21 protein-coding genes and 1 riboswitch are annotated in these 22,400 nt (G+C 29.6%); all 21 genes read left to right on the top strand.

What is annotated here, in order from left to right; genetic code table 11:
* Positions 1-2: 2 nt before the first annotated feature.
* The 21 genes from pstC (at position 3) to rsmB (ending at position 22,397) form a co-directional block, all read left to right on the top strand.
* A complete protein-coding gene (pstC, locus tag ACRC28_RS03450) occupies positions 3-893 on the top strand; it encodes a phosphate ABC transporter permease subunit PstC (RefSeq protein ID WP_438542059.1) in 891 nt (296 codons plus the stop codon).
* Entirely contained in the window at positions 894-1,778 is an 885-nt protein-coding gene (gene pstA, locus ACRC28_RS03445) for a phosphate ABC transporter permease PstA (RefSeq protein WP_438542058.1), read from the top strand.
* Positions 1,768-2,526 (top strand): phosphate ABC transporter ATP-binding protein PstB, encoded by a 759-nt coding sequence (gene pstB / locus ACRC28_RS03440; protein ID WP_438542057.1) that lies wholly within the window; start codon positions 1,768-1,770, stop codon positions 2,524-2,526. The genes pstA and pstB overlap by 11 nt, the downstream gene beginning before the upstream one ends.
* Before the next feature lie 12 nt (positions 2,527-2,538).
* Positions 2,539-3,195, top strand: coding sequence for a phosphate signaling complex protein PhoU (phoU, locus tag ACRC28_RS03435; protein ID WP_438542056.1), 657 nt, complete (start codon positions 2,539-2,541; stop codon positions 3,193-3,195).
* A gap of 130 nt (positions 3,196-3,325) precedes the next feature.
* Complete coding sequence (locus ACRC28_RS03430) at positions 3,326-5,317, top strand: methyl-accepting chemotaxis protein (RefSeq protein WP_438542055.1); 1,992 nt, start codon at positions 3,326-3,328, stop codon at positions 5,315-5,317.
* A 157-nt stretch (positions 5,318-5,474) separates the two neighbouring features.
* A complete protein-coding gene (locus tag ACRC28_RS03425) occupies positions 5,475-6,809 on the top strand; it encodes a DUF512 domain-containing protein (RefSeq protein ID WP_438542054.1) in 1,335 nt (444 codons plus the stop codon).
* A gap of 3 nt (positions 6,810-6,812) precedes the next feature.
* The gene (gene der, locus ACRC28_RS03420) at positions 6,813-8,129 is read left to right on the top strand and encodes a ribosome biogenesis GTPase Der (RefSeq protein WP_438542053.1); all 1,317 of its coding nucleotides are present in this window, start codon (positions 6,813-6,815) and stop codon (positions 8,127-8,129) included.
* Positions 8,130-8,131: 2 nt separating this feature from the next.
* The gene (locus ACRC28_RS03415; protein WP_438542052.1) at positions 8,132-9,124 is read left to right on the top strand and encodes an NAD(P)H-dependent glycerol-3-phosphate dehydrogenase; all 993 of its coding nucleotides are present in this window, start codon (positions 8,132-8,134) and stop codon (positions 9,122-9,124) included.
* 214 nt (positions 9,125-9,338) lie between these two features.
* Positions 9,339-10,817 carry a stage IV sporulation protein A gene (spoIVA, locus tag ACRC28_RS03410; RefSeq protein WP_438542051.1) on the top strand — a complete coding sequence of 493 codons (1,479 nt, stop codon included), beginning with the start codon at positions 9,339-9,341 and terminating at the stop codon, positions 10,815-10,817.
* Between the two features lie 127 nt (positions 10,818-10,944).
* Entirely contained in the window at positions 10,945-11,340 is a 396-nt protein-coding gene (locus tag ACRC28_RS03405) for a PBECR2 nuclease fold domain-containing protein (protein ID WP_438542050.1), read from the top strand.
* A 102-nt stretch (positions 11,341-11,442) separates the two neighbouring features.
* Positions 11,443-12,438: an asparaginase gene (locus ACRC28_RS03400; RefSeq protein WP_438542049.1), complete on the top strand. Its 996-nt coding sequence runs from the start codon at positions 11,443-11,445 to the stop codon at positions 12,436-12,438.
* Positions 12,439-12,529: 91 nt separating this feature from the next.
* A riboswitch (purine riboswitch) is annotated at positions 12,530-12,628 on the top strand.
* A 68-nt stretch (positions 12,629-12,696) separates the two neighbouring features.
* Entirely contained in the window at positions 12,697-14,061 is a 1,365-nt protein-coding gene (locus ACRC28_RS03395) for an NCS2 family permease (protein WP_438542048.1), read from the top strand.
* A gap of 171 nt (positions 14,062-14,232) precedes the next feature.
* Positions 14,233-15,114, top strand: a complete 882-nt coding sequence (locus ACRC28_RS03390) for a YicC/YloC family endoribonuclease (RefSeq protein ID WP_438542047.1) — start codon at positions 14,233-14,235, stop codon at positions 15,112-15,114.
* A 13-nt stretch (positions 15,115-15,127) separates the two neighbouring features.
* On the top strand, positions 15,128-15,397 hold the full coding sequence (remA, locus tag ACRC28_RS03385; protein WP_024614595.1) for an extracellular matrix/biofilm regulator RemA: 270 nt from the start codon (positions 15,128-15,130) through the stop codon (positions 15,395-15,397).
* Positions 15,397-16,026 carry a guanylate kinase gene (gene gmk / locus ACRC28_RS03380; protein ID WP_438542046.1) on the top strand — a complete coding sequence of 210 codons (630 nt, stop codon included), beginning with the start codon at positions 15,397-15,399 and terminating at the stop codon, positions 16,024-16,026. The genes remA and gmk overlap by 1 nt, the downstream gene beginning before the upstream one ends.
* Positions 16,007-16,219, top strand: coding sequence for a DNA-directed RNA polymerase subunit omega (rpoZ, locus tag ACRC28_RS03375; RefSeq protein WP_438542045.1), 213 nt, complete (start codon positions 16,007-16,009; stop codon positions 16,217-16,219). The genes gmk and rpoZ overlap by 20 nt, the downstream gene beginning before the upstream one ends.
* Positions 16,220-16,222: 3 nt before the next feature.
* Positions 16,223-17,407 carry a bifunctional phosphopantothenoylcysteine decarboxylase/phosphopantothenate--cysteine ligase CoaBC gene (gene coaBC / locus ACRC28_RS03370; RefSeq protein WP_438542044.1) on the top strand — a complete coding sequence of 395 codons (1,185 nt, stop codon included), beginning with the start codon at positions 16,223-16,225 and terminating at the stop codon, positions 17,405-17,407.
* Between the two features lie 59 nt (positions 17,408-17,466).
* Complete coding sequence (gene priA / locus ACRC28_RS03365; RefSeq protein WP_438542043.1) at positions 17,467-19,656, top strand: primosomal protein N'; 2,190 nt, start codon at positions 17,467-17,469, stop codon at positions 19,654-19,656.
* Between the two features lie 11 nt (positions 19,657-19,667).
* Positions 19,668-20,114 (top strand): peptide deformylase, encoded by a 447-nt coding sequence (gene def / locus ACRC28_RS03360; RefSeq protein ID WP_438542042.1) that lies wholly within the window; start codon positions 19,668-19,670, stop codon positions 20,112-20,114.
* 12 nt (positions 20,115-20,126) lie between these two features.
* A complete protein-coding gene (gene fmt / locus ACRC28_RS03355) occupies positions 20,127-21,056 on the top strand; it encodes a methionyl-tRNA formyltransferase (protein ID WP_438542041.1) in 930 nt (309 codons plus the stop codon).
* A 21-nt stretch (positions 21,057-21,077) separates the two neighbouring features.
* Positions 21,078-22,397, top strand: a complete 1,320-nt coding sequence (rsmB, locus tag ACRC28_RS03350) for a 16S rRNA (cytosine(967)-C(5))-methyltransferase RsmB (protein WP_438542040.1) — start codon at positions 21,078-21,080, stop codon at positions 22,395-22,397.
* Positions 22,398-22,400 lie beyond the last annotated feature (3 nt).

The following is a 22,400-nucleotide window of genomic DNA, read 5'->3' as shown; positions in this document are numbered from 1 at the left end:
AAATGAAAAAAAGAAGCTTTAAAGAAAAACTTATAAATGATTATTTAGGAAAAGGGTTTTCATCAGTTTGTGCGTTAGGAATAGTATTAATAACATTATTAATTATATTTTTTATAGGTGCAAAAGGAATAAAATTATTCACAGAAAATGGAATACATGTTTTAGATTTTCTATTCACAGATAACTGGAATCCAGGAGGAAGCACTAGAAGCTTCGGAGCATTATCATTTATATTAGGATCAATAGTGGTTTCAATAGGTGCGGTACTTATAAGTGCACCTATTGGAGTAGCACTTGGTATATTTTCAAATGTTATATCTAAAAAACTTGGAGAAAAAGTGATAAAGCCATCATTAGAAATATTAGTTGGGATTCCTTCAGTAGTATATGGATGGGTAGGAGTATCTGTTATAGTACCTAAAATTAAAGAGATATTTGGTGGGACAGGCTTCTCGCTTTTAGCAGGAATAATAGTTTTATCAATAATGATACTTCCGACAATAGCAACTCTTTCGATAGATGCTATTAAAGCAGTACCAAAAGAGCATATAGAAGGATCTTATGGTCTTGGAGCAACAAGGTGGCAAACTATAAAAAATGTAATAGTAAGAGAAGCAAAAGGTGGGATTCTTACAGGAGTAGTTCTTGGAGTGGCAAGAGCTTTTGGAGAGGCACTTGCAGTTCAAATGGTAATTGGAAATGCAGTAAGACTTCCAGATGGTTTAACAAATTCAGCAACAACATTAACAAGTATTTTAACGATGGATATGGCGAATACAGTATCAGGAACAGCTTGGAATAATTCACTTTGGTCTATGGCTTTAATACTTTTAATAGTTTCATTTACATTTATATTAATAATTAGAAAGTTTGAAAGAAAGGGTGAAAAATAAATGAATGCAAAAATAAAAGATAAAATAGCAACAGGTGTATTTTATACAATCAGTATGGCAGTAGTATTTATTTTAGCCGCCTTTCTTATATATGTACTAAAAGAAGGAATAGGAATGATATCTATTGACTTTTTAACTAGTAAACCAAATATGACATCAAAAGGTGGGGGAATAGGACCACAAATTTTCAACTCAGTTTATATGTTAATAATTTCTCTTCTTATAACAGTTCCAATAGGAATTGGGGCAGGTATATATTTAGCAGAATATGCAAAAGAAGGATTTATATTAAGATCAATAAGACTTTGTTTAGAAACTATGTCAAGCTTACCTTCAATTGTAATAGGAATGTTTGGATTACTTATTTTTGTTAATATGTGTGGATTTGGATATTCAATAATAGCAGGTGCATTATCAGTAAGTATATTAAACATTCCTGGGATGACAAGAATTTCAGAAAGTGCAATAAGAGTAGCATCAAAGAAAGTTAAAGAAGCCTCATTAGGGCTTGGAGCAAGTAGATGGCAAACTATAAGAAGAGTAATATTACCAACTGCAATGAAAGAAATATTGACAGGGATTATCCTTTCATCAGGAAGAATTTTTGGAGAAGCAGCAGCCTTTTTATACACAGCAGGCTTAAGCTCAGGAAGCTTAGATTTTAGCTCAATAAGTCTTACAGACAATACATCAGCTTTTTCGTTATTTAGACCAGCTGAAACTTTAGCAGTTCATATATGGAAATTGAATTCAGAGGGAGTAGTTCCAGATGCAGCTCAAATAGCAAATGGAACAGCAGCAGTTCTTATAATAATGGTACTTTTATTTAATATTATAGCTAAGTTAATAGGAAATAGATTGGAGAAGAGATACAATGGAGAATAAATGTATAATAGAAACTAAAAATTTAGAATTATATTATGGAACAAATAAAGCTTTAAGAGATATAAATATAAAAATAAATAAAAATGAAGTAACAGCATTAATTGGACCTTCAGGATGTGGTAAAAGTACATTTTTAAGAACTATAAATAGGATGAATGACCTTATTGATAGTGTGAAAATTGAAGGAGAAGTTTTGTTTGAAGGTGAAAATATTTTTGCTGAATATGATGAAATAGCCCTTAGAAAAAGAATTGGAATGGTATTTCAAAAGCCAAATCCATTTCCAATGTCAATTTACGAAAATGTAGCATATGGGCCAAGAATACACGGGGTAAAGGATAAAAAGATATTAGACAAAATAGTAGAAAAAAGCTTAAGAGGAGCGGCACTTTGGGAGGAAACTAAGGATAGACTTAAAAAATCAGCAATGGGACTTTCAGGAGGTCAACAACAAAGGTTATGTATAGCAAGAACACTTGCAGTATCTCCAGAAATTATTCTTATGGATGAACCAACATCGGCATTAGATCCAATATCTACAAATAAGGTAGAGGAGTTAATAGAAACACTTAAGAAGGATTATACAGTAATAATAGTAACTCATAATATGCAACAAGCAGGAAGAATTGCAGATAAAACAGCATTCTTTTTAAATGGAGAAGTAATAGAATATGGTAAAACAGAAGACATATTTTATAAACCAAAGGATAAGAGAACAGAGGATTATATTACAGGAAGATTTGGATAAGGAGATGAATTTATGACAAGAGAGGGACAACACACAAAAATAACTGATATTAATAAAAAAATTTATAAAATGGCAAATGGATTTATAGAACAATTTGAAATGACAATGGAAGCATTAAAGAAAAATGATTTAGAGTTAGCTAAAAGAGTAATAGAATATGATGATAAAATTGATTTGCTTCAAAAAGAAATAGAAGAAGAATGTATAAAGTTTATAGCAACAGAGCAGCCTGTAGCAAAAGATTTAAGAAGAGTATTTACAGCAACTAAAATCGTAACAGATATAGAAAGAATGTCAGATCATACAGTAGATATTAGCAAGATAGTATTATCAAACAAGAGAGATAGCTACATTGAAGAAGCTAAAAAGCTTTGGATTATGGAAGAAAAAATAATAAGTATGATAAGACTCTCAATAAAAGCATATGTAGAAAGAGATTTTGATTTTGCATATAAGATTTGTAGATTAGATGATGAAATAGATAGGATGTATAATGAGGTTTTTGATAATATACTAGCACTTATCAAAAAAGATGATAGTAAAATATCTATTGGAACTAAGCTTATGTTTGTTTCAAAGTATTTAGAAAGAATGGGAGATCATATAACAAATATATGTGAATGTATAATATTTATAAAAAATGGAGAATATATTGATTTAAATGACTAAGGATAGGGAATTGAAACCTATCTTTTTTCTTTTGCATAAAAACCAAAAAACTACAAAAAATGATTTTTATTTACAAAATAATAACAATTTGTTAATATATCCTTAGTATAAAAAGGGAAGGTAAGAGATTATGGGAAAGAAAAAATCTATAAAAAATAAGTTGTTATTATTGTTACCAGTAATAATAATAAGTGCAATTTTATCTAATGGTATTGGAATTATGAATATTTATAATCTTTCAGAGCATGTATTAGAAAGAGATTTAGAAAATGGGACAGATAGAGCAGGAAGAGCTTTAGATGATTACTTTTGGGGAATAGAATTTAGAATGGAAACAATTCAAAGATCAGGGGTAATACAAAAGGAAGTTAAAGAAAAGAAATTTGAAAATACTCAATTATTATTAAATGGATTAAAAGGGTCAAATAGTTTAAATGATGTAATAATAAGTACAACATTTAGAAGTGGTGATGATATAAATTTAATAAGTCCTAATATAGATATAAAGAAAAAGGGACTTAAAAAGGTAATTGATGATGAACATTATGATAGAGCAATAAAAGAAGATTATATTTGGGTAGGTCCTCATAAGGACAAGCTTACAGGAAGAGATATTTTATCTATTTATAAGACTGTTAAAGATAAAGATAAGCCAATTGGGGTTATGGCTATGAATATAGATTTTAAAGATATACAAGTGTATTTCTTAGAATTAAGCTTTAGTAAATCAGGATTTTCAATAATGATGGACAGAGATGGAACTATATTATCTAATAGAAAAAATGAAGATGAACATATGAAGATTACAGAAAACAGTGTATTAAAAGAAATTGCACAAAGTAGTGGTGATGGTAGTGGTAGTATAGATTTATATGGAGAAAAATATTTTTATAAATCTAAGGATATAGAAAAGACAGACTGGAAAATGGTAAGTATGATTTCAACTAATGAATATAAAGCTGAAAGAGTAAGCATGATGATGGTTCAAATAGGTATACTTATCTTAGTGGTACTTATAAGTATTTGGGTAATAGTAAAAATATCAAATAATATAAAAAATAGAATCGAGAGCATACGAGATGGAATGAAAATTATTGGTGATGGAGATTTACAAGAAAAAATAGTTGTAGATGGAAATGATGAAATACAGGATATAGCAAGCTCTTGTAATTTAATGGTTGAAAACTTCAAGGGAATGATAGAAGAAACTAAAAATACTTCAAAAGTTTTAGGTGAAAAAAATGATATATTAGATAAATCCTTTGATGAAATTGCAAATGCAACTACACAAATAGCATCATCGATAGGGCAAGTTTCAGAAGTTACAAATGACCAAGCAGAAGAAACAGAAAATGTTGTAAGGGAAATTGAAGACTTATCAGAGGCTATAGACAATATTGCAAATTCAGTTCAAAAAACTTATAGCGGATTTGAAAACATGCAAAAGGTAAGTGGGAATGGATTAAACATAATGAAAAACTTAGTAGAAAGTTCTGTAGATACTAGAAGTGTAACTAAGAAAATAGAAAAAAGTATTACAAATATAAATATAAGTTCAAATGAAATAAAAGATATAATAGACTTAATAAACTATATTGCAGAGCAAACAAATTTACTTGCATTAAATGCAGCTATAGAAGCAGCAAGGGCAGGGGAATATGGAAAAGGGTTTGCAGTAGTTGCAGATGAAATAAGAAATTTAGCAGAGCAAAGTACAGAAGCTACAGAGAAGATAGAAAAAATAATAAGTGGAATGCAAGAAAAAATAGAAGATGCAGTATTAAAAATAGAAGATGTGGATAAAGTTATAAATAAGCAAACAAAAGATGTAGGAGATACAGAAGAAGTATTTAAAGACATTGTGTATCAAATAACTGAATTAACATCAAAGCTTGGAGAAATTGATAGCTTAAATAAAGGAATGCTGCATAAGAAAGAGGCTATTTATGATGCAGCACAAGCATTATCATCTGGAATAGAAGAAACATCAACATCTACTGAAGAGGTTTCATCATTTACAGACGAACAGCTAGTTTTAATAAAAAAATTATTACAATTAAAGGATGAAATTGTAATTTTAAATGATAATTTATTGAATGGACTTTCAAAATTTAAAATATAAATAATAAAATATACCGCCTCGATAATAGAGCGGTATATTTTTATACTATAAATGAAGGGAATAGTTAAGTAAAACTAGGCGTAATTTGTTGACTATATATATATATTAATGTAATATAACTAAGAAACACTAGTTTTATTAAAGGGAGTGAAGAAATATGAAAAATATGATTAAAGAAGTCCTTCCTGAAAGTATTGCAGAAGAAGTTGGAATTGAAGTAGGAGATTTTCTACTATCTATAAATGATAAAGATATTGATGATATTATTGATTATAGATTCCTGTCTGTTGATGATGAGTTAACATTACAAATTGAAAAAGCAGATGGTGAAGTCTGGGATATAGAAATAGAAAAAGAGCCAGGTGAAGAACTTGGACTTGAATTTGGTGGCGGAATAATGGATAAAGCTAAAAGTTGCACAAATAAGTGTATTTTTTGTTTTATAGACCAAAATCCAAAAGGAATGAGAGAAACTATCTATTTTAAAGATGATGATTCAAGATTATCTTTCCTTCAAGGAAATTTTGTTACTTTAACAAATATGAAGGATGAGGACATTGATAGAATTATAAAATATCATATAAGTCCAATCAATATATCAGTACATACAACGAATCCAGAACTTAGACGAGAAATGCTTAATAATAGATTTGCAGGCGAAGTTTATGAAAGAATGGAAAGACTAGCTAAAGAAGGCATACATATGCATGCTCAAATAGTATGCATACCAGATATAAATAATGGAGAAGAGCTTAAGAGAACAATAAATGATTTATATAAGCTTTATCCATATGTAAATAATGTTGCAATTGTACCGATTGGAATGACTAAATTTAGAGAAAATCTTAAAAAGCTTAGAAGATTTACAAAGGAAGAATCTATTGAAACAATAAACTTTATAAAAGAAATGCAAGAAAAGTTTTATAAAGAAGTAGAAGAACCATTTGTAAGACTTTCAGATGAATTTTATGTTGTTGCAGGTATTGATGTTCCAGATGCAGAATTTTATGATGGATATTCACAAATTGAAGATGGTGTAGGATCTATAAGATATTTTAGAAATAGAATTATGGAAGATCTTAAAGATTTAGATTTAACTAAGGGTGGAAATTATACAAGTGTTACAGGTACACTTGCATATGAAGAAGTAAAATCTGTTATGGATAAAATAACAGAAAAAAATCCTAAGGTTAAAATAGATGTTAGACCTATAACAAATAATTTTTATGGGGACACAATAACAGTTTCAGGACTTATAACAGGAAAAGATATAATAGAACAACTTAAAGGTAATATAGAAACTAAATATTTAATAATGCCTGATAATATGTTTAGAAGAGGATATGAACTAGGAAGTTCTGAAGTACCTGTTATGTTAGATGATACAGTTATAGCTGACATAGAAAAAGCTTTAAATGTAGAAGTAATAGTATGCGATTATAGTGGTGATGATTTAATATCACTGTTAAATAAACACAACGAGGAGGAATAAAAAATGGGTAAGCAAATAGTTGCCATAGTAGGAAGACCGAATGTAGGGAAATCTACTTTATTTAATAGATTAGCTGGAAAGAGAATCTCAATAGTTGAAGATACTCCAGGAGTTACTAGAGATAGAGTATATGCACAAGCAGAATGGTTAAATTATAATTTTACAATGATAGATACAGGTGGTATAGAGCCTGAAAGAGACGATATCATAGTAAAGCAGATGAGAAGACAAGCAAACATAGCTATTGAAACAGCAGATGTTATAGTATTTATAGTTGATGGAAAAGAAGGTATAACAGCAGCAGATGAAGAAGTTGCTACAATGCTTAGAAAAAGTAAAAAACCAGTAGTTTTAGTTGTTAACAAGGTTGATTCTTTAAAAGAAGAAGAAAATGCTTGGGAATTCTATAATTTAGGTATAGGTGAGCCTATAACTATATCGGCATCACAAGGTTTAGGTCTTGGAGATATGTTAGATAGAGTTGTAGATGGATTTGATAAAAATGCAGGTGAAGAAGAGGATGATGAATATATCAGAATCGCTATGATTGGTAAACCAAACGTAGGTAAATCATCACTTGTAAATAGATTATTAGGTGAAGATAGAGTAATAGTATCAAATGTTCCTGGAACTACAAGAGATGCTATTGATAGTTACTTAGAAACTGAAGAAGGTAAATTTATATTAATAGATACAGCTGGAATCAGAAGAAAAAGTAAAGTAAAAGAAGAGATTGAAAGATATAGTGTTGTTAGAACTTATACAGCTATTGAAAGAGCTGATGTATGTATCTTAATGATAGATGCAGAAGATGGAATAACAGAACAAGATGAAAAAATAATTGGATATGCTCATGAAATGAGAAAAGCAATTATGGTAGTAGTTAATAAGTGGGATCTTATAGAAAAAGATGATAAGACTTTAGATAAGTATAAAAAAGACTTACAAAGTAAATTGAAATTCTTAGGATATGCACAATACTTATTTATTTCAGCATTAACAGGGCAAAGAAGTCATAAAGTTTTAGAAGTAGCTAAAAAATGTTATGACAACTACTCAAAGAGAATATCAACAGGTATATTAAATGATGTTATAAGTAGAGCAGTTCTTATGAAAGAGCCACCAGTTGTAGGAATAAAGAGAATGAAAATTTACTATGCAACTCAAGTTGCAACAAAGCCACCTAAGTTTATATTCTTTGTAAATGATCCAAGTGCAACACACTTCTCATATCAAAGATACTTAGAGAACCAATTAAGAGACAGTTTTGACTTTGAAGGAACAGGTATTCAAATAGAATATAGGGAAAGGAAGTTATAAAAATGAAAAAAATTGGATTTATAGGGGGAGGTAGTTTTGGAACTGCCTTAGGAGTACAATTAGCAAACAAAGGTGAAAGTGTAGTAATATACGATAGAAATCTAGATGTTTGCACTGATATAAATGTGAATAGAAAAAATGATAAATATATAAAAGGTCTTTCTATTCCTGAAAATGTTAAAGCAACTACGGTAATGGATGAAGCTATTTTAGGTATGGATTACCTTGTAATTGCAGTTCCATCTCATGTTATAAGAAGTATAGCGAAAGAGATAAAAGGAACGATTGATAAAAATACAGTAGTTATATCTATTGCAAAAGGAATAGAAGCAGAAACAAACAAAAGATTATCAGAAGTATTAGAAGAAGAACTAGAAAATCCAATAGTAATACTTTCAGGACCAAGTCATGCAGAGGAAGTTGCAATAGGACTTCCAACTACATTAGTTTCAACATCTAATAAAATGGAGTATGCAGAAAAAGTTCAAGAATTATTTATGACAAGTTCTCTAAGAATATACACTAATGATGATATTATTGGTGTAGAGATTGGAGGTGCGATTAAAAATATAATTGCACTTGCAGCAGGAGTAGGGGATGGTGTAGGTTATGGAGATAACTCAAAGGCCGCTCTTATGACAAGAGGAATGAAAGAAATTTCAAGAGTTGGAATAGCTCTTGGAGGAAAAGCAGAAACATTTTATGGACTTACAGGAATGGGTGATTTAATAGTTACATGTACATCACTTCATTCAAGAAATAGAAGAGCTGGTATTTTAATAGGAAAAGGAAAAACTTTAGATGAGGCTCTTGAAGAAGTTGGAATGATAGTTGAAGGTGTAAAAGCTTGTAAGGCTTTCCATGAGTTAAATAGTAAGATAAACGTAAGTATGCCAATAACAGAAGGACTATATAATGTGTTATTTAAAGGTAAAAAGCCAGATGATGTAGTTCTAGAGTTGATGGGAAGAGAAAAGAAAAACGAAGTTCATTAGAATAGATAGTAAAGCTATGTAAATTAATTTATACATAGCTTTATTTTTTTTGAATTAAAAGAGAAAAAACAGGTATTTATTCCTAAATCAAACATATTAATAGAGTATGAAAAATATTTATTTTAAAAGATTCATTTAAATATAAAAAGTAGTATATAAATGAAAAAGTTAGAATATATATATATTATCAAAAATACTTAGGAGGTAAGGACTCTTGGATAGCTTTACAATTTATAAAGACATAGCTGAAAGAACCCAAGGAGACATATATGTAGGAGTTGTTGGGCCAGTTAGAACAGGAAAGTCAACTTTTATTAAAAAATTTATGGATCTTATGGTAATACCAAAGATAGACAACTCATTTAAAAAGGAAAGAGCAAAGGATGAGCTTCCACAAAGTGGATCAGGAAAAATGATACACACAACAGAACCTAAATTTGTGCCTAATGAGGCAGTAGAAATTGAAATTGATGAAGATGTAAAATTCAAAGTAAGAATGGTAGACTGTGTAGGTTATATAGTGAAAGAAGCATTAGGATACTTAGATGGAGAAGATGCTAAAATGGTTAATACTCCATGGTATGATTACGAGATACCATTTGAAGATGCAGCAGAAATAGGGACAAGAAAAGTTATAACTGATCATTCAACAATTGGATTAGTAATTACAACAGATGGAAGTATAACAGGTCTTGAAAGAGAGGATTATGTTGAGGCGGAAGAAAGAGTTATAGCAGAACTTCAAGCCATAGACAAACCTTTTGTAGTAATATTAAATAGTTCTAGAGCAAGTTCACCAGAAACATTAGATATAAAGGCAGAAATGGAAAAGAAATATAATGTATCTGTAAAACCAATGGATATATCTAATATGGATGAAGGTGATATAGAAGAATTGTTTAGCCAAGTACTTAGAGAGTTCCCAGTAAAAGAAGTTAATATTGATATTCCAGAATGGCTAGAAAATTTAGAATCAGATCACTGGTTAAAAATGAATTTCTTTAACATAATAAAGGGAATGAGCAAAAACATATCAAAAGTAAGAGATATTAAATTATCTTTAGATTTTATGAAAGAAGAAGATAATTTAGGAGAAACTTTAATAAAAGAGATAGATTTAGGTGTAGGAACAGCAAATGTGGTAATGAAACCTAAAGATGGAATATTTTATAAAGTTTTAAGTGAAATGTGTGAATTAGAGGTAGATTCAGAAACTAATCTTTTAAGCATAGTTAAAGAATTAAATACTGCTAAAAAAGAATATGATAAAGTTAAGGATGCTTTAAAAGATGTAAATGAAAGTGGATACGGTTTAGTAGCGCCACAACTTAAAGAAATGAAGTTTGAAGAGCCGGAAATAGTGAAACATGGTGGACAATATGGGGTTAAGTTAAAAGCAAGTGCACCATCACTACATTTCATAAAAGCAAATATTCAAACTGAGATTAGTCCTATTATGGGAACTGAGAAAGAATCAGAAGAGCTAGTAAAATCTTTATTAGAGCAATTTGAAAATGATCCTGCAACACTTTGGCAAAGCAATATGCTTGGTAAGTCATTAGAAGTCTTAGTAAAAGAGGGCTTACAAAAGAAACTTTATAAAATGCCAGAAGATGTTCAAAATAAAATTCAAAAGACATTACAAAAAATCATCAATGAAGGAAATGGTGGTTTAATCTGTATAATTCTATAAGAGATTAAAAGAAACTGCATTTGTAGTTTCTTTTTTTGTACATAATATAATCAAAAATAAACTTTAGTAATATATTAAAAGTAAGAAATATTATTTTATACAAAAAATCTAAGGCTTGGTGAAGTTTATGGAAAAAAAGTATAATGCATATAAAAAAATTGGAAAGATAGATAAAAAACTATTAAAAGATTTAGGAATAGACTTTAACAATGAGGTGTATATTGATAAAAGTGTCTTAAACCATATAAAAAAAAGACATAAAAAACAATTAACAAAAAATATCATAAAAAATATAAGTACAGTAATTGAAAAAGTTATTAAAGCTCCAGAATATGTAGGTATAAGTAAAAATGAAAATAATATTTCTTTAAAATTTATGAAAAAAGTAGATATTCAAATTGTCGTAGTATTAAATTTTGATTTTGAAGAAGGATATATATATATTGCAACTATGTATCCTCTTATAAAGAAAAGATTTGAATCAAAGGTTGAGAGTGGGGATGTTTTAAAGATTAGTGGATAAAAAATTTGAAAAAATATATAATAAAAACAGAAGTTTAATTTTAAGATAGAGAGGCTTCTTATATATCTTAAAAAGAAACAAAAGAAAAAGGAGGAAATAATAATGAAAAAGGTAGCGGTTATATTTAATGGTGGAACTATTTCAATGAAGGTAGATGAAAGAATACAAGCAGCAGTTCCAAGTCTTAGTGGGGAAGAAATAATGGCCATGGTGACAGGAATAGAAGGACATGCTGAGGTGGAAAATCATAGTTTTTCAAGTCTGCCTTCACCACATATTACACCAAAAATTATGTTAGAACTTGCAAAATATACACAAAAAATAGTTGATAGAGATGATATAGATGGAGTAGTTATAACTCATGGAACAGATACTCTTGAAGAAACAGCATATTTCTTAGATATTACAGTAAAAACAAAAAAACCAATTGTAGTTACAGGTGCTATGAGAAGTAGTTCAGAACTTGGATATGATGGACCTTTTAATTTAGCTACTTCTATATGTACGGCAATATCGGATGAAGCTAAATCAAGAGGAGTAATAGTTTGTTTTAATGGGGAATTAAATGATGCAAGAGAAGTTACTAAAGCAAACTCTATGGCATTAAATGCCTTTAGGACACCAAATTTTGGACCGGTAGGTATAGTAGATAATAATAAAGTTATTTTCTATAGAAAAGGAAAAAAAGGAATAAAAATGTGCCCAGAAAGCTTAGAAAAAGATGTTGCATTAGTTAAATGTGTAGCGGGGATGGAGTCAGATTATTTAAATTACATAGTAGAGAAGGGAATTGGCGGAATTGTAATTGAAGGTATGGGAAGAGGGAATATTCCACCTAAAATGGTTGAAGGGGTTAAAAAAGCATTAGATAAAGAGATTCCGGTAGTAATTGTTTCAAGATGCTTTGAAGGAAGAGTGTTTGAATCCTACGGTTATGAAGGTGGTGGGAAACATTTAAGAGATATGGGTGTAATCTTTGGAGATAATATGCCAGGACAAAAGGCTAGAATAAAGTTGCTTATAGCCATAAATTCAAAGGTTAAAAAAGAAGAAATTATGGATATTTTTGAGCAAGGGTTATATGAACATAGTATATAAACGAATAAAATAGAGAAGAGATAGGAAGAATATTCGAAATAAACAAAATAATAATAAAAAAGAAGTTGACATCATTCGTTAAAGTTGTTAATATAATGTTAACGAGATAACTCATATATGGCAATAATACGGTTTGCCGTTTCTACTAGATACCTTTAAATATCTAACTATGAGCAACAAGGATAGAATAACTTCTAAAGCTGTTACGATTAGTATTTTAATTGTAATGGCTTTTTGTATTTTAAGGGGGAAAAGAGAATGAATGAGAAAAAATCATTTTTTGAAATCTTAGACAATAAAAATGTAGATTTTAAAAAGGAAATTATTGCAGGGGTAACAACATTTTTAACTATGGCGTACATTATTGCTGTAAATCCTAATATTTTAGGTGATACGGGAATGGACAAGGGGGCACTTGTTACAGCTACATGTTTAGCAGCTGGATTTGCAACTATTTTAATGGGAGCATTTGCAAACTTACCATTTGCATTAGCATCAGGAATGGGACTTAATGCATTCTTTGCATATACGGTTGTATTAAAAGATCAGATTCCTTGGCAAGTAGCACTAACAGCAGTATTTATTGAGGGTATTATATTTATGTTAATGTCTGCATTTAAAATGAGGGAAGCAGTTGTAAAAGCCATTCCTATGAACATGAAATTTGCAGTTACAGCAGGAATAGGATTATTTATTGCATTTATTGGATTTACAGGTGGTGGAATGGTAGTACAAAATTCAGCAACACTTGTATCAATTGGAGATTTTACAAGACCAACTGTGTTAGTAGCATTACTTGGACTTATAATTATAGCAATTTTAGATAGAAAAGGTATAAAGGGTGCAATTCTTATAGGGATAGTAGCATCTACATTAGGGGCATGGGCGTATGCTTTATATGACCCAGCTTACGCAGCTGCCCTTGGAATTTATCTTCCAGAAGGAATAATAAAATTTGAAAGTATTGCACCTATTGCAGGGCAATTAAGATTAGATTATTTATTAAGACCAGAGGCTATAGGACCAATAATAACAATTGTATTTACTTTCTTATTTGTTGATTTCTTTGATACGATAGGAACACTTGTAGGAGTTTCATCAAGAGCAGGTATGCTTGATGAAGAAGGAAATGTTCCAAATGCAGGGAAAGCATTAATGGTGGATGCAATTGGGACAACTGCTGGAGCAGTTATGGGAGTTTCAACAGTAACAACTTTTGTTGAGAGCTCAACAGGGGTTGCAGCAGGAGGAAGAACAGGATGGACTGCTATAACTACAGGAGTATTATTTATAGTAGCTATGTTCTTCTCACCAATATTTATAGCAATACCAGCATGTGCAACAGCACCAGCTTTAATTTATGTTGGATTTTTAATGCTTGGGGCAGTTAAAAATATTGATTTTGATGAAATTAGAGAAGGCTTCCCAGCATTCCTAACAATAGCAGGTATGCCTCTTATGTATAGTATTGGAGATGGATTAACAATAGGGGTATTAGCATATGTATTTATAAATCTTATTTACAATATGTTCTTTGCAAAAAATGAAGAAGAAAAAATAAAAGTATCAGGGGTAATGATAGTTTTAGCTATAATATTTATAATAAAACTATTCTTATTATAAAAAAAGAAATATATGATGTTCTAGAGAAAGTTGAAAGACTTTGTTTAGAACATCATTTTTTTTATTAAAAATAAAATTCAAATGTTAATTTTGTGTGAACAAACCATTGACTTTATAGATAAGTACAAAGTAATATAGGATTATACTTTAAAAAAGAAGGAGGGGAGAGGTTTGGCTAGAAGTATGACTAGCTTTGGAAGAGCTAGTAGTAAAGAAGGTAGTGGAAGAGTTTTTTCAATAGAAATGAAAAGTGTAAATCACAGGTATTTAGATATGAATATTAGAATGCCTAAATTTATGTTTCCATTAGAAGAAAAAATACGTGGAATAATCAGTAGTCGTTTAAGTAGAGGAAAAGTTGATGTTTTTATAAATTTCAAAAGTTACTCTAAATCAAGCAATGAAGTTAAACTTGATAAAGAACTGGCTAAAAGTTATTATGAAGCGTTAAATGAAATGGCAGAGTTTTTAGAAATTGAAAATGATATTACGGTTTCAAAGATTTCAAAATTCCCTGAAGTCTTAAGTATAGTAGAAAAAGATGAAGACTTAGAAGAAACATATTTAGAAATAAACGATTTAATAAATAAATCTTTAGGTTTAATGATAGATATGAGAGAAAAAGAGGGAAATAAATTAAAAGAGGATATACTTTCTAAATTAGAGTATATTGAAGAAGGTTCCTTCAAAATAGAAGCTATAGGTGATAGAGTTCCAAAGGTTTATAAAGAAAAGCTTAGTGAAAGAATAAGAGAACTTACAGAGGCTAAGGAAGTAGATGAAAATAGATTAGCTATGGAAATTGCAATCTTAGCAGATAAGGCTACTGTAGATGAGGAGATTATAAGACTTAGGAGTCATATAATACAAATGAGAAGTACATTAGACCTTAATGAATCTATTGGTAGAAAATTAGATTTTATTGTTCAAGAAATGAATAGGGAGGCAAATACGATTGCTTCAAAATCAAGTGATATAGAAATGACTAATATAGTTATTGATATAAAAAATATAATTGAAAAAATTAGAGAACAGGTTCAAAATATTGAATAATAGGAGGAAAATAATGGGTATAAAGTTAATAAACATTGGATTTGGGAATATAGTTTCTGCAAATAGATTAGTAGCTATTGTAAGTCCAGAATCAGCACCTATAAAAAGAATAATTCAAGAAGCAAGAGATAGAGGAATGCTTATAGATGCCACTTATGGAAGAAGAACAAGAGCTGTTATAATAACTGATAGTGATCATGTTATTTTATCAGCAGTTCAACCAGAAACAGTAGCACACAGACTATCAAATAAAGATGATCATGATGATGAGGTAGATGAATAATGAAAAGAGGCGTTTTATTAGTTATATCTGGCCCGTCAGGTGCAGGGAAAGGGACTATATGTAAGGCGTTATTAGAAAAACGTGATGATTTACATATTTCAGTTTCTGCAACTACTAGAAGTCCAAGAGAAGGGGAAGTTGATGGTATAAATTATCATTTCTTAACTAGAGAGACTTTTAAAGAGAAAATACAAAACAATGAATTTCTAGAGTATGCAGAAGTATACGGAAATTTCTATGGAACTCCTAAGACGGATGTTCAAAAACTGTTAGATAGTGGAAAAAATGTAATTTTAGAAATAGATATACAAGGAGCGCTAAAGGTAAAAGAAAATAGTGAAGACGGTATATTTATATTTATACTTCCACCATCAATGGAAGAGTTAAAACAAAGAATCATTAATAGAGGAAGTGAAACACCAGAATCATTAATGACTAGATTTAAGGCAGCTTATAAAGAAATAAATTATATTTCAAAGTATAATTACGCTGTTGTAAATGATCAAGTTGATTTAGCAGTAGATAAAATCGAAGCTATAATAACAACAGAAAAATGCAGAGTAGATAGAATAAAAGATAAAATATTAGATTCCAAGGAGGGTTTTATACATGAGCAATTCTATGATTAATCCATCAGTAGATGATTTATTAAAAAAGGTGGAGGAAAGATACACATTAGTAACTTTAACTTCAAAAAGAGCGAGACAAATAATAGCAGGAAGCACACCATTAAGTGATGTGAAATCAAATAAACCATTAACAATAGCAATAAATGAAGTTAATGAAGATGCATTTGAATTTGAACTTCCAGAGGAGAAGTAAAAAATGTTTAAGGGGAAATGTGTTGTAGTTGGAGTTACAGGTGGGATTGCAGTTTATAAAGCATTAGATATAGTAAGTGCTTTAAGAAAGAAGGACATAAAAACAAAAGTTATTATGACTGAGTCTGCAACTAAATTTGTAGCACCATTAACATTTCAATCGATAAGCCAAAATATGGTTATAACAGATATGTTTGCTGAACCTAAAGCATGGGAGATTCAACATATAAGTTTAGCACAAGAGGCAGATATTATGCTTATAGCACCAGCTACTGCAAATGTAATAGGTAAGGTAGCAAATGGTATAGGGGATGATATGTTAACAACTACAATTATGGCAACAAAAGCAAAGGTTATATTTGCTCCAGCAATGAATACAAATATGTATGAAAATCCAATTGTTAGAGAAAATATAGAAAAGCTAAAAAGCTTTGGTTATGAATTTATTGAACCAGATGCAGGAAGACTTGCATGTGGAGATATAGGAAAGGGTAAATTACCAAAACCAGAGGTTATAGTTGACCATGTCCTTAAGGAACTATATCCTAAAAAAGATTTAGTTGGGAAAAATGTTGTAGTTACAGCAGGACCTACAAAAGCTAATATTGATCCTGTACGATTTATTACAAATAATTCTACAGGAAAAATGGGATATGCAATAGCTTTAGAAGCAAGAGACAGAGGTGCAAATGTTACTTTAATATCGGGAACTAAGAATTTAGAAGCTCCAAATGGGATTAATGTAATAAATGTGGAAACTAATAGCGAAATGCGAGAAAAGGTTTTAGAAAACTTTGGAGATGCAGATATAGTTATAAAGTCAGCTGCAGTTGCGGATTTTAAGGTTAAAGATTATAATACAGAAAAGATTAAGAAAAATGGTGATGATTTAAGCTTAGAGTTAACTAGTGATAGAGATATATTATTAGAACTTGGAGGTTTAAAGAAAAATCAGATTTTGGTAGGATTTGCAGCAGAAAGTAATTCTCTAATAGAAAATGCTAAAAGAAAGCTAGAAAAGAAAAATTTAGATTTTATAGTAGCAAATGATATTAAAGCTAAAGATACAGGGTTTGGTTCAGATGATAATAAGGTGTTTATTATTAAAAAAGATGGAAGTCTAAAGGAGCTTGAAACTATGTCTAAGAGAGAAGTTGCAATGAATATATTTGATAGTATATTTAATTAAGTTAAAAGAAAGCGCTTTGTAGCGCTTTCTTATTATATTAGAAGGGTGGTTTATTTTAAATGGAGCTTTATGCAGAAATAATAATAAATAGTGAAGCAATAGAAATAGATAGACCATTTACATATAAAGTAAAAGAAGAAATGAGAGATGAGATAGAAGTTGGACATAGGGTGCGCATTTCTTTTGGAAGCATGAAAGGATTTCTTCAAGGTTATGTAATAGGATTAAAAACAGAGTTTGAAGGTAACTATAGGTTGAAATCAATAAATAAAATATTAGATAAAGAACCCATACTTACAAGAGAAAATTTAGATATGATAAATTTTTTAAGAGAAAGAACATTATGTAAGTATATAGATGCAATAAGAGCATTAGTTCCAACAGGTATAACAAGAGGTATAAAGGAAAAAACAAAGAATGTTGTAAACATAAATAAAGAACTTACAGAAGAATTTTCAAAAAAGGAAAATTACAAGGAAGTATTCCAATTTATAAAAGATAATAAGGGGCTAAGTAAAGCTGAAATATCTAAAATGGGATATTCAATATACCTTGTAAATACGCTTATAAAAAATGAATTTTTAAAGGTTGAAGAAGAAACTATTTATAGATATAACGATAAATATTATGGACATGATGAAGAAAAAAAATTAACAATAGAACAAAAAGAAGCATTGAAAAAAATAAGAGAAACTTCTAAGAGGGGAGTTCTGCTTCATGGAGTAACAGGTTCAGGTAAAACAGAAATATATATGAATCTAGTGAAGGAAGCTTTAGAAAAAGGAGAGTCTGCAATAGTACTAGTACCAGAAATATCACTAACACCTCAAATGATAGAGAGGTTTAAGAGAAGGTTTAAAGATGTTGTAGGAGTTTATCATAGTAAGCTTTCAGAAGGTGAAAGATATGATGAATGGAATAGAGCAAAAGATGGAAAGACAAGGCTAATAGTAGGAGCAAGAAGTGCTATTTTTATGCCAGTTGTAAATCTTGGATTAGTAATTGTAGATGAAGAACATGAAAGCACATATAAATCAGAAACAAATCCTAAGTATGATACTAAAGAGGTTTGTGAATATTTAAGTCAAACAAAAAATATTAAATATATATTAGGAACAGCTACACCATCTATAGAAAGCTATGCAGATGCATTAGTGCAAAAGATAGAGCTTGTAGAATTGAAAAATAGGGTATTTAAAAGAGAAATGCCTAAAATTGATATAGTTGATATGAGGGAAGAATTAAAAGTGAAAAATCTTTCTATGTTTAGTAGAAAATTATATAAAGAAATAAAAGAGGCCTTAGACAATAAAAAGCAAGTTATTTTATTTTTAAATAGAAAAGGATTCTCAACTTTTATTTCTTGTAGAAGTTGTGGATATGTATTTAAATGTGATAAATGCGATATATCGATGGTATATCATAAAGAAGGATATTTAACTTGTAACTATTGTGGAAAACGAAAAAATGATGTGAAGGTATGCCCAAAGTGTAATAGTAAGTATGTAAAATTTTTTGGAGCAGGAACAGAAAAGGTTGAAGAAGAAACGAAAAAATATTTTAAAGATGCAAGAATATTAAGGATGGATAAGGATACAACTAAAGGGAAAAATTCCTATGAGGAAATATATAATACATTCAAAAATGGAGAAGCAGATATTTTAATAGGAACTCAAATGATAACCAAGGGACATGATTTTAAAAATGTTCATTTAGTAGGAATCATAGCTGCAGATACTTCTGTGAACATACCAGATTATAGATCTGGGGAAAGAACCTTTGATTTAATAACACAGGTAGCAGGAAGAGCAGGAAGGGCAGAGGATAGAGGCCAAGTTGTAGTTCAAACTTATGACCCAGATAATAATTATATTAAATATGCAAGAGATGGAAATTATAAAGGGATGTTTAAAGAAGAACTCTCTATTAGAAAATTGATGAATTATCCACCCTTTGGTAAAATAATATATATAAAAGGTATTTCAAAGGATGAAGAAAAGTTAAGGGAGTTTATGAAATACCTATACAATGAAATTGAAAAAGAAAATTTAGATAAAATTGTAGTATTAGGTCCAACTAAATGTATAATTGGTAAAATACGTGAATATTATCGATATAGTATAATAATAAAAGGAAAAATAAATTATGAGGAAATACTTAATTTAAAAGATAAACTTTATAAATTAAATAAGAGTGTTTATAATGATATAAGAATAAGTATAGATATTAATCCAAATAGTTTATTATAGGAGGAAGAAAGATGGCAATAAGAAATATAAGAAAAAACGGTGACGATGTATTAAGAAAGAAAAGTAAAGTTGTAGATAAAATAGATAATAGAACATTAGTTTTAATTGAAGATATGATAGATACAATGTATGAGGCAGATGGTGTAGGACTTGCAGCACCTCAAGTTGGAGTATTAAAAAGAATTTTTGTAGTAGATATCTATGATGATTTTGGACCAAGAATATTTATAAATCCAGAAATATTAGACGTTAAAGGAAGCCAAGTTGGTGAAGAAGGATGTCTTAGTGCACCGGGAGAATTTGGTGATGTAGATAGACCAAACTATGTTAAGGTTAAAGCGTTAAATGAAAAAGGTGAACAATTTACTTTAGAAGCAACAGAATTCTTAGCTAGAGCAATTTGTCACGAGTATGATCATTTAGAAGGAACTTTATTCTTAGATAAGGTTATAGATTAGGGGGATAAAAAATTGAAGATAGTTTTTATGGGGACACCAGATTTTGCTGTTCCCTCTTTAGAAAGATTAATAGAAGAATTTGGAGTAATGGGGGTATTTACTCAACCAGACAAGAAAAAAGGAAGAGGAAAAAAGCTAGGTTTTTCAGAAGTTAAAGAAGTTGCAGTAAAGCATGATATTAAAGTTTTTCAACCAATTAAACTAAAAGATGACAGAGAGATGATTGAAGAACTTAAAGCTATGGAGCCAGACTTTATTATAGTAGTTGCTTTTGGGCAAATCTTAACAAAAGAGGTTTTAGATATTCCTAAATATGGATGCATAAACTTACATGGTTCAATCTTACCTATGTATAGAGGAGCAGCACCTATAAACTGGGCAATAATGAATGGTGAAAAAGTATCAGGAAATACAACAATGCTTATGGATGTAGGACTAGATACAGGAGATATGCTTATAAAAGATGAGGTAGAGATTCCTGAAGATATGACAGCAGGTGAACTTTATAACATTTTAAAAGAGAGAGGTGCAGATACTTTAGTACAGACTATTAATGGGTTAGTAGATGGAAGTATAACACCAGAAAAGCAAGAAGGTGAAACTTTTTATGCTAAAATGTTAAATAAAGATACTGGAATAATTGATTTCTCAAAAAGCGCAACGGAAATTCATAATAAGGTTAGAGGATTAAATCCATGGCCAATAGCGCATACAACTTATAAAGAAATGAATATGAAGGTTTATGAAACAGAAGTTTTCGCAGAAGATGGGAATAATGAAGACTTTGGTAAGATAGAAAAAGTATCAAAAGAGGGTATTTTAGTAAAAGCTAAAAAGGGAAAAATTTTAATTAAAAAAATACAGTTTCCAAATGGAAAACCATTAACAATAGAGCAATATATCAATGGACATAGTATAGAAATTTCAGAAATTTTAGGATAAAAGTGAAAGAAGAGGTATTTTATGAATAGCAGAAGCATAGCTATAAAGGTATTAAATAGAGTTTTACTAGAGGGGGCATATTCAAACATAGCCTTATCTAAAGAGTTAAATGAAAGTGATTTAAATAGTAAGGATAAGGCATTAGCAACAGAAATTGTATATGGAACGCTGAGACGTAAAAGAACTTTAGATATTGTTATAGGTTCATTTGTAAGAGATTTAAGTATGATGGATAAAAGAATACTTAATATATTAAGAGCGGCTATATATCAATTAAGGTTTTTAGATAAAATTCCAAGCTATGCAGCTTGTAATGAAGCAGTAGAGGCTGCTAAAAAAATATCACTTAAGGATTCAAAGCTTGTAAATGGTATTTTAAGAAATTATCTTAAAAAAGAAGGGAAAGTAAGAATAAAGTTTCCAAATGAAATTGAAAAAATATCATTTGAATATTCTTTTGAGCCATGGCTTGTAAAGCTATTTATAGAGCAGTATGGAGAAGAAAAAGCAAAAGTGATAATGAGAGGTTTAAATAAAACTCCAGGAATAACTATAAGAGTAAACAAACTTAAAAATAGTTTTGGAGAAGCGTATAATGAACTTGAAGAATTAGGGTATAACATAGAAAAAGGCGATTTAGCTAAAGATGCTATCTTAATTAAAAATGGAAGTTCAATTGAAAGCAATAAATTATTTGTTGAAGGGAAATGTACAGTTCAAGATCAAAGTGCAATGCTTGCAAGTTATGTACTAAATCCGGAAAAAGGAGATACTGTATTAGATATATGTAGCGCGCCAGGAGGAAAAACAACTCATATAGGTGAGATTTTAGAGAATACAGGAAAAATATTAGCTTTTGATATTCATGAAAATAAGTTAAACTTAATAAAAGAAAACTGTACTAGACTTGGAATTACAAATGTAGAAGTCTCTCAAATGGATGCAACAGTTTTAAATGAAGAGCTTATAAATAAAGCAGATAAAGTGCTTATAGATGTTCCATGTACTGGTTTTGGAATAATAAGTAGAAAGCCGGAAATAAAATGGAATAAAAGAGAAAATACAATGGGATTAATAACAAAAATCCAAAGAAGAATAATGAAAAATTCATGGGAATATTTAAAGTCAGGCGGTACAATGGTATATTCAACATGTACAATAAATAAAAAAGAAAATGAAGAGAATGTAAGATGGTTTTTAGAAAACTTTAAAGATGCAGAGTTAGAATTATTAAATGTTGGAAAAATGGAAAATATAGAATATACTAGAGATGGAATGGTAACAATATTACCAAATAAAAACATGGATGGATTTTTCATAGCAAAGATAAAAAAGATGTAAAGA

Source organism: Clostridium sp. (assembly GCF_051650885.1).
Lineage (GTDB): Bacteria > Bacillota > Clostridia > Clostridiales > Clostridiaceae > Clostridium.
Note: the sequence above shows the minus strand (reverse complement) of the source record. Positions and strands in the feature narration are given on the sequence as shown.

Excerpts from the sequence above, each read along its gene's own strand:
- pstC (WP_438542059.1), top strand. The coding sequence starts at position 3 with ATGAAAAAAAGAAGCTTTAAAGAAAAACTTATAAATGATTATTTAGGA.
- pstA (WP_438542058.1), top strand. The coding sequence starts at position 894 with ATGAATGCAAAAATAAAAGATAAAATAGCAACAGGTGTATTTTATACA.
- pstB (WP_438542057.1), top strand. The coding sequence starts at position 1,768 with ATGGAGAATAAATGTATAATAGAAACTAAAAATTTAGAATTATATTAT.
- phoU (WP_438542056.1), top strand. The coding sequence starts at position 2,539 with ATGACAAGAGAGGGACAACACACAAAAATAACTGATATTAATAAAAAA.
- ACRC28_RS03430 (WP_438542055.1), top strand. The coding sequence starts at position 3,326 with ATGGGAAAGAAAAAATCTATAAAAAATAAGTTGTTATTATTGTTACCA.
- ACRC28_RS03425 (WP_438542054.1), top strand. The coding sequence starts at position 5,475 with ATGAAAAATATGATTAAAGAAGTCCTTCCTGAAAGTATTGCAGAAGAA.
- der (WP_438542053.1), top strand. The coding sequence starts at position 6,813 with ATGGGTAAGCAAATAGTTGCCATAGTAGGAAGACCGAATGTAGGGAAA.
- ACRC28_RS03415 (WP_438542052.1), top strand. The coding sequence starts at position 8,132 with ATGAAAAAAATTGGATTTATAGGGGGAGGTAGTTTTGGAACTGCCTTA.
- ACRC28_RS03405 (WP_438542050.1), top strand. The coding sequence starts at position 10,945 with ATGGAAAAAAAGTATAATGCATATAAAAAAATTGGAAAGATAGATAAA.
- ACRC28_RS03400 (WP_438542049.1), top strand. The coding sequence starts at position 11,443 with ATGAAAAAGGTAGCGGTTATATTTAATGGTGGAACTATTTCAATGAAG.
- ACRC28_RS03395 (WP_438542048.1), top strand. The coding sequence starts at position 12,697 with ATGAATGAGAAAAAATCATTTTTTGAAATCTTAGACAATAAAAATGTA.
- remA (WP_024614595.1), top strand. The coding sequence starts at position 15,128 with ATGGGTATAAAGTTAATAAACATTGGATTTGGGAATATAGTTTCTGCA.
- gmk (WP_438542046.1), top strand. The coding sequence starts at position 15,397 with ATGAAAAGAGGCGTTTTATTAGTTATATCTGGCCCGTCAGGTGCAGGG.
- rpoZ (WP_438542045.1), top strand. The coding sequence starts at position 16,007 with ATGAGCAATTCTATGATTAATCCATCAGTAGATGATTTATTAAAAAAG.
- coaBC (WP_438542044.1), top strand. The coding sequence starts at position 16,223 with ATGTTTAAGGGGAAATGTGTTGTAGTTGGAGTTACAGGTGGGATTGCA.
- priA (WP_438542043.1), top strand. The coding sequence starts at position 17,467 with ATGGAGCTTTATGCAGAAATAATAATAAATAGTGAAGCAATAGAAATA.
- def (WP_438542042.1), top strand. The coding sequence starts at position 19,668 with ATGGCAATAAGAAATATAAGAAAAAACGGTGACGATGTATTAAGAAAG.
- rsmB (WP_438542040.1), top strand. The coding sequence starts at position 21,078 with ATGAATAGCAGAAGCATAGCTATAAAGGTATTAAATAGAGTTTTACTA.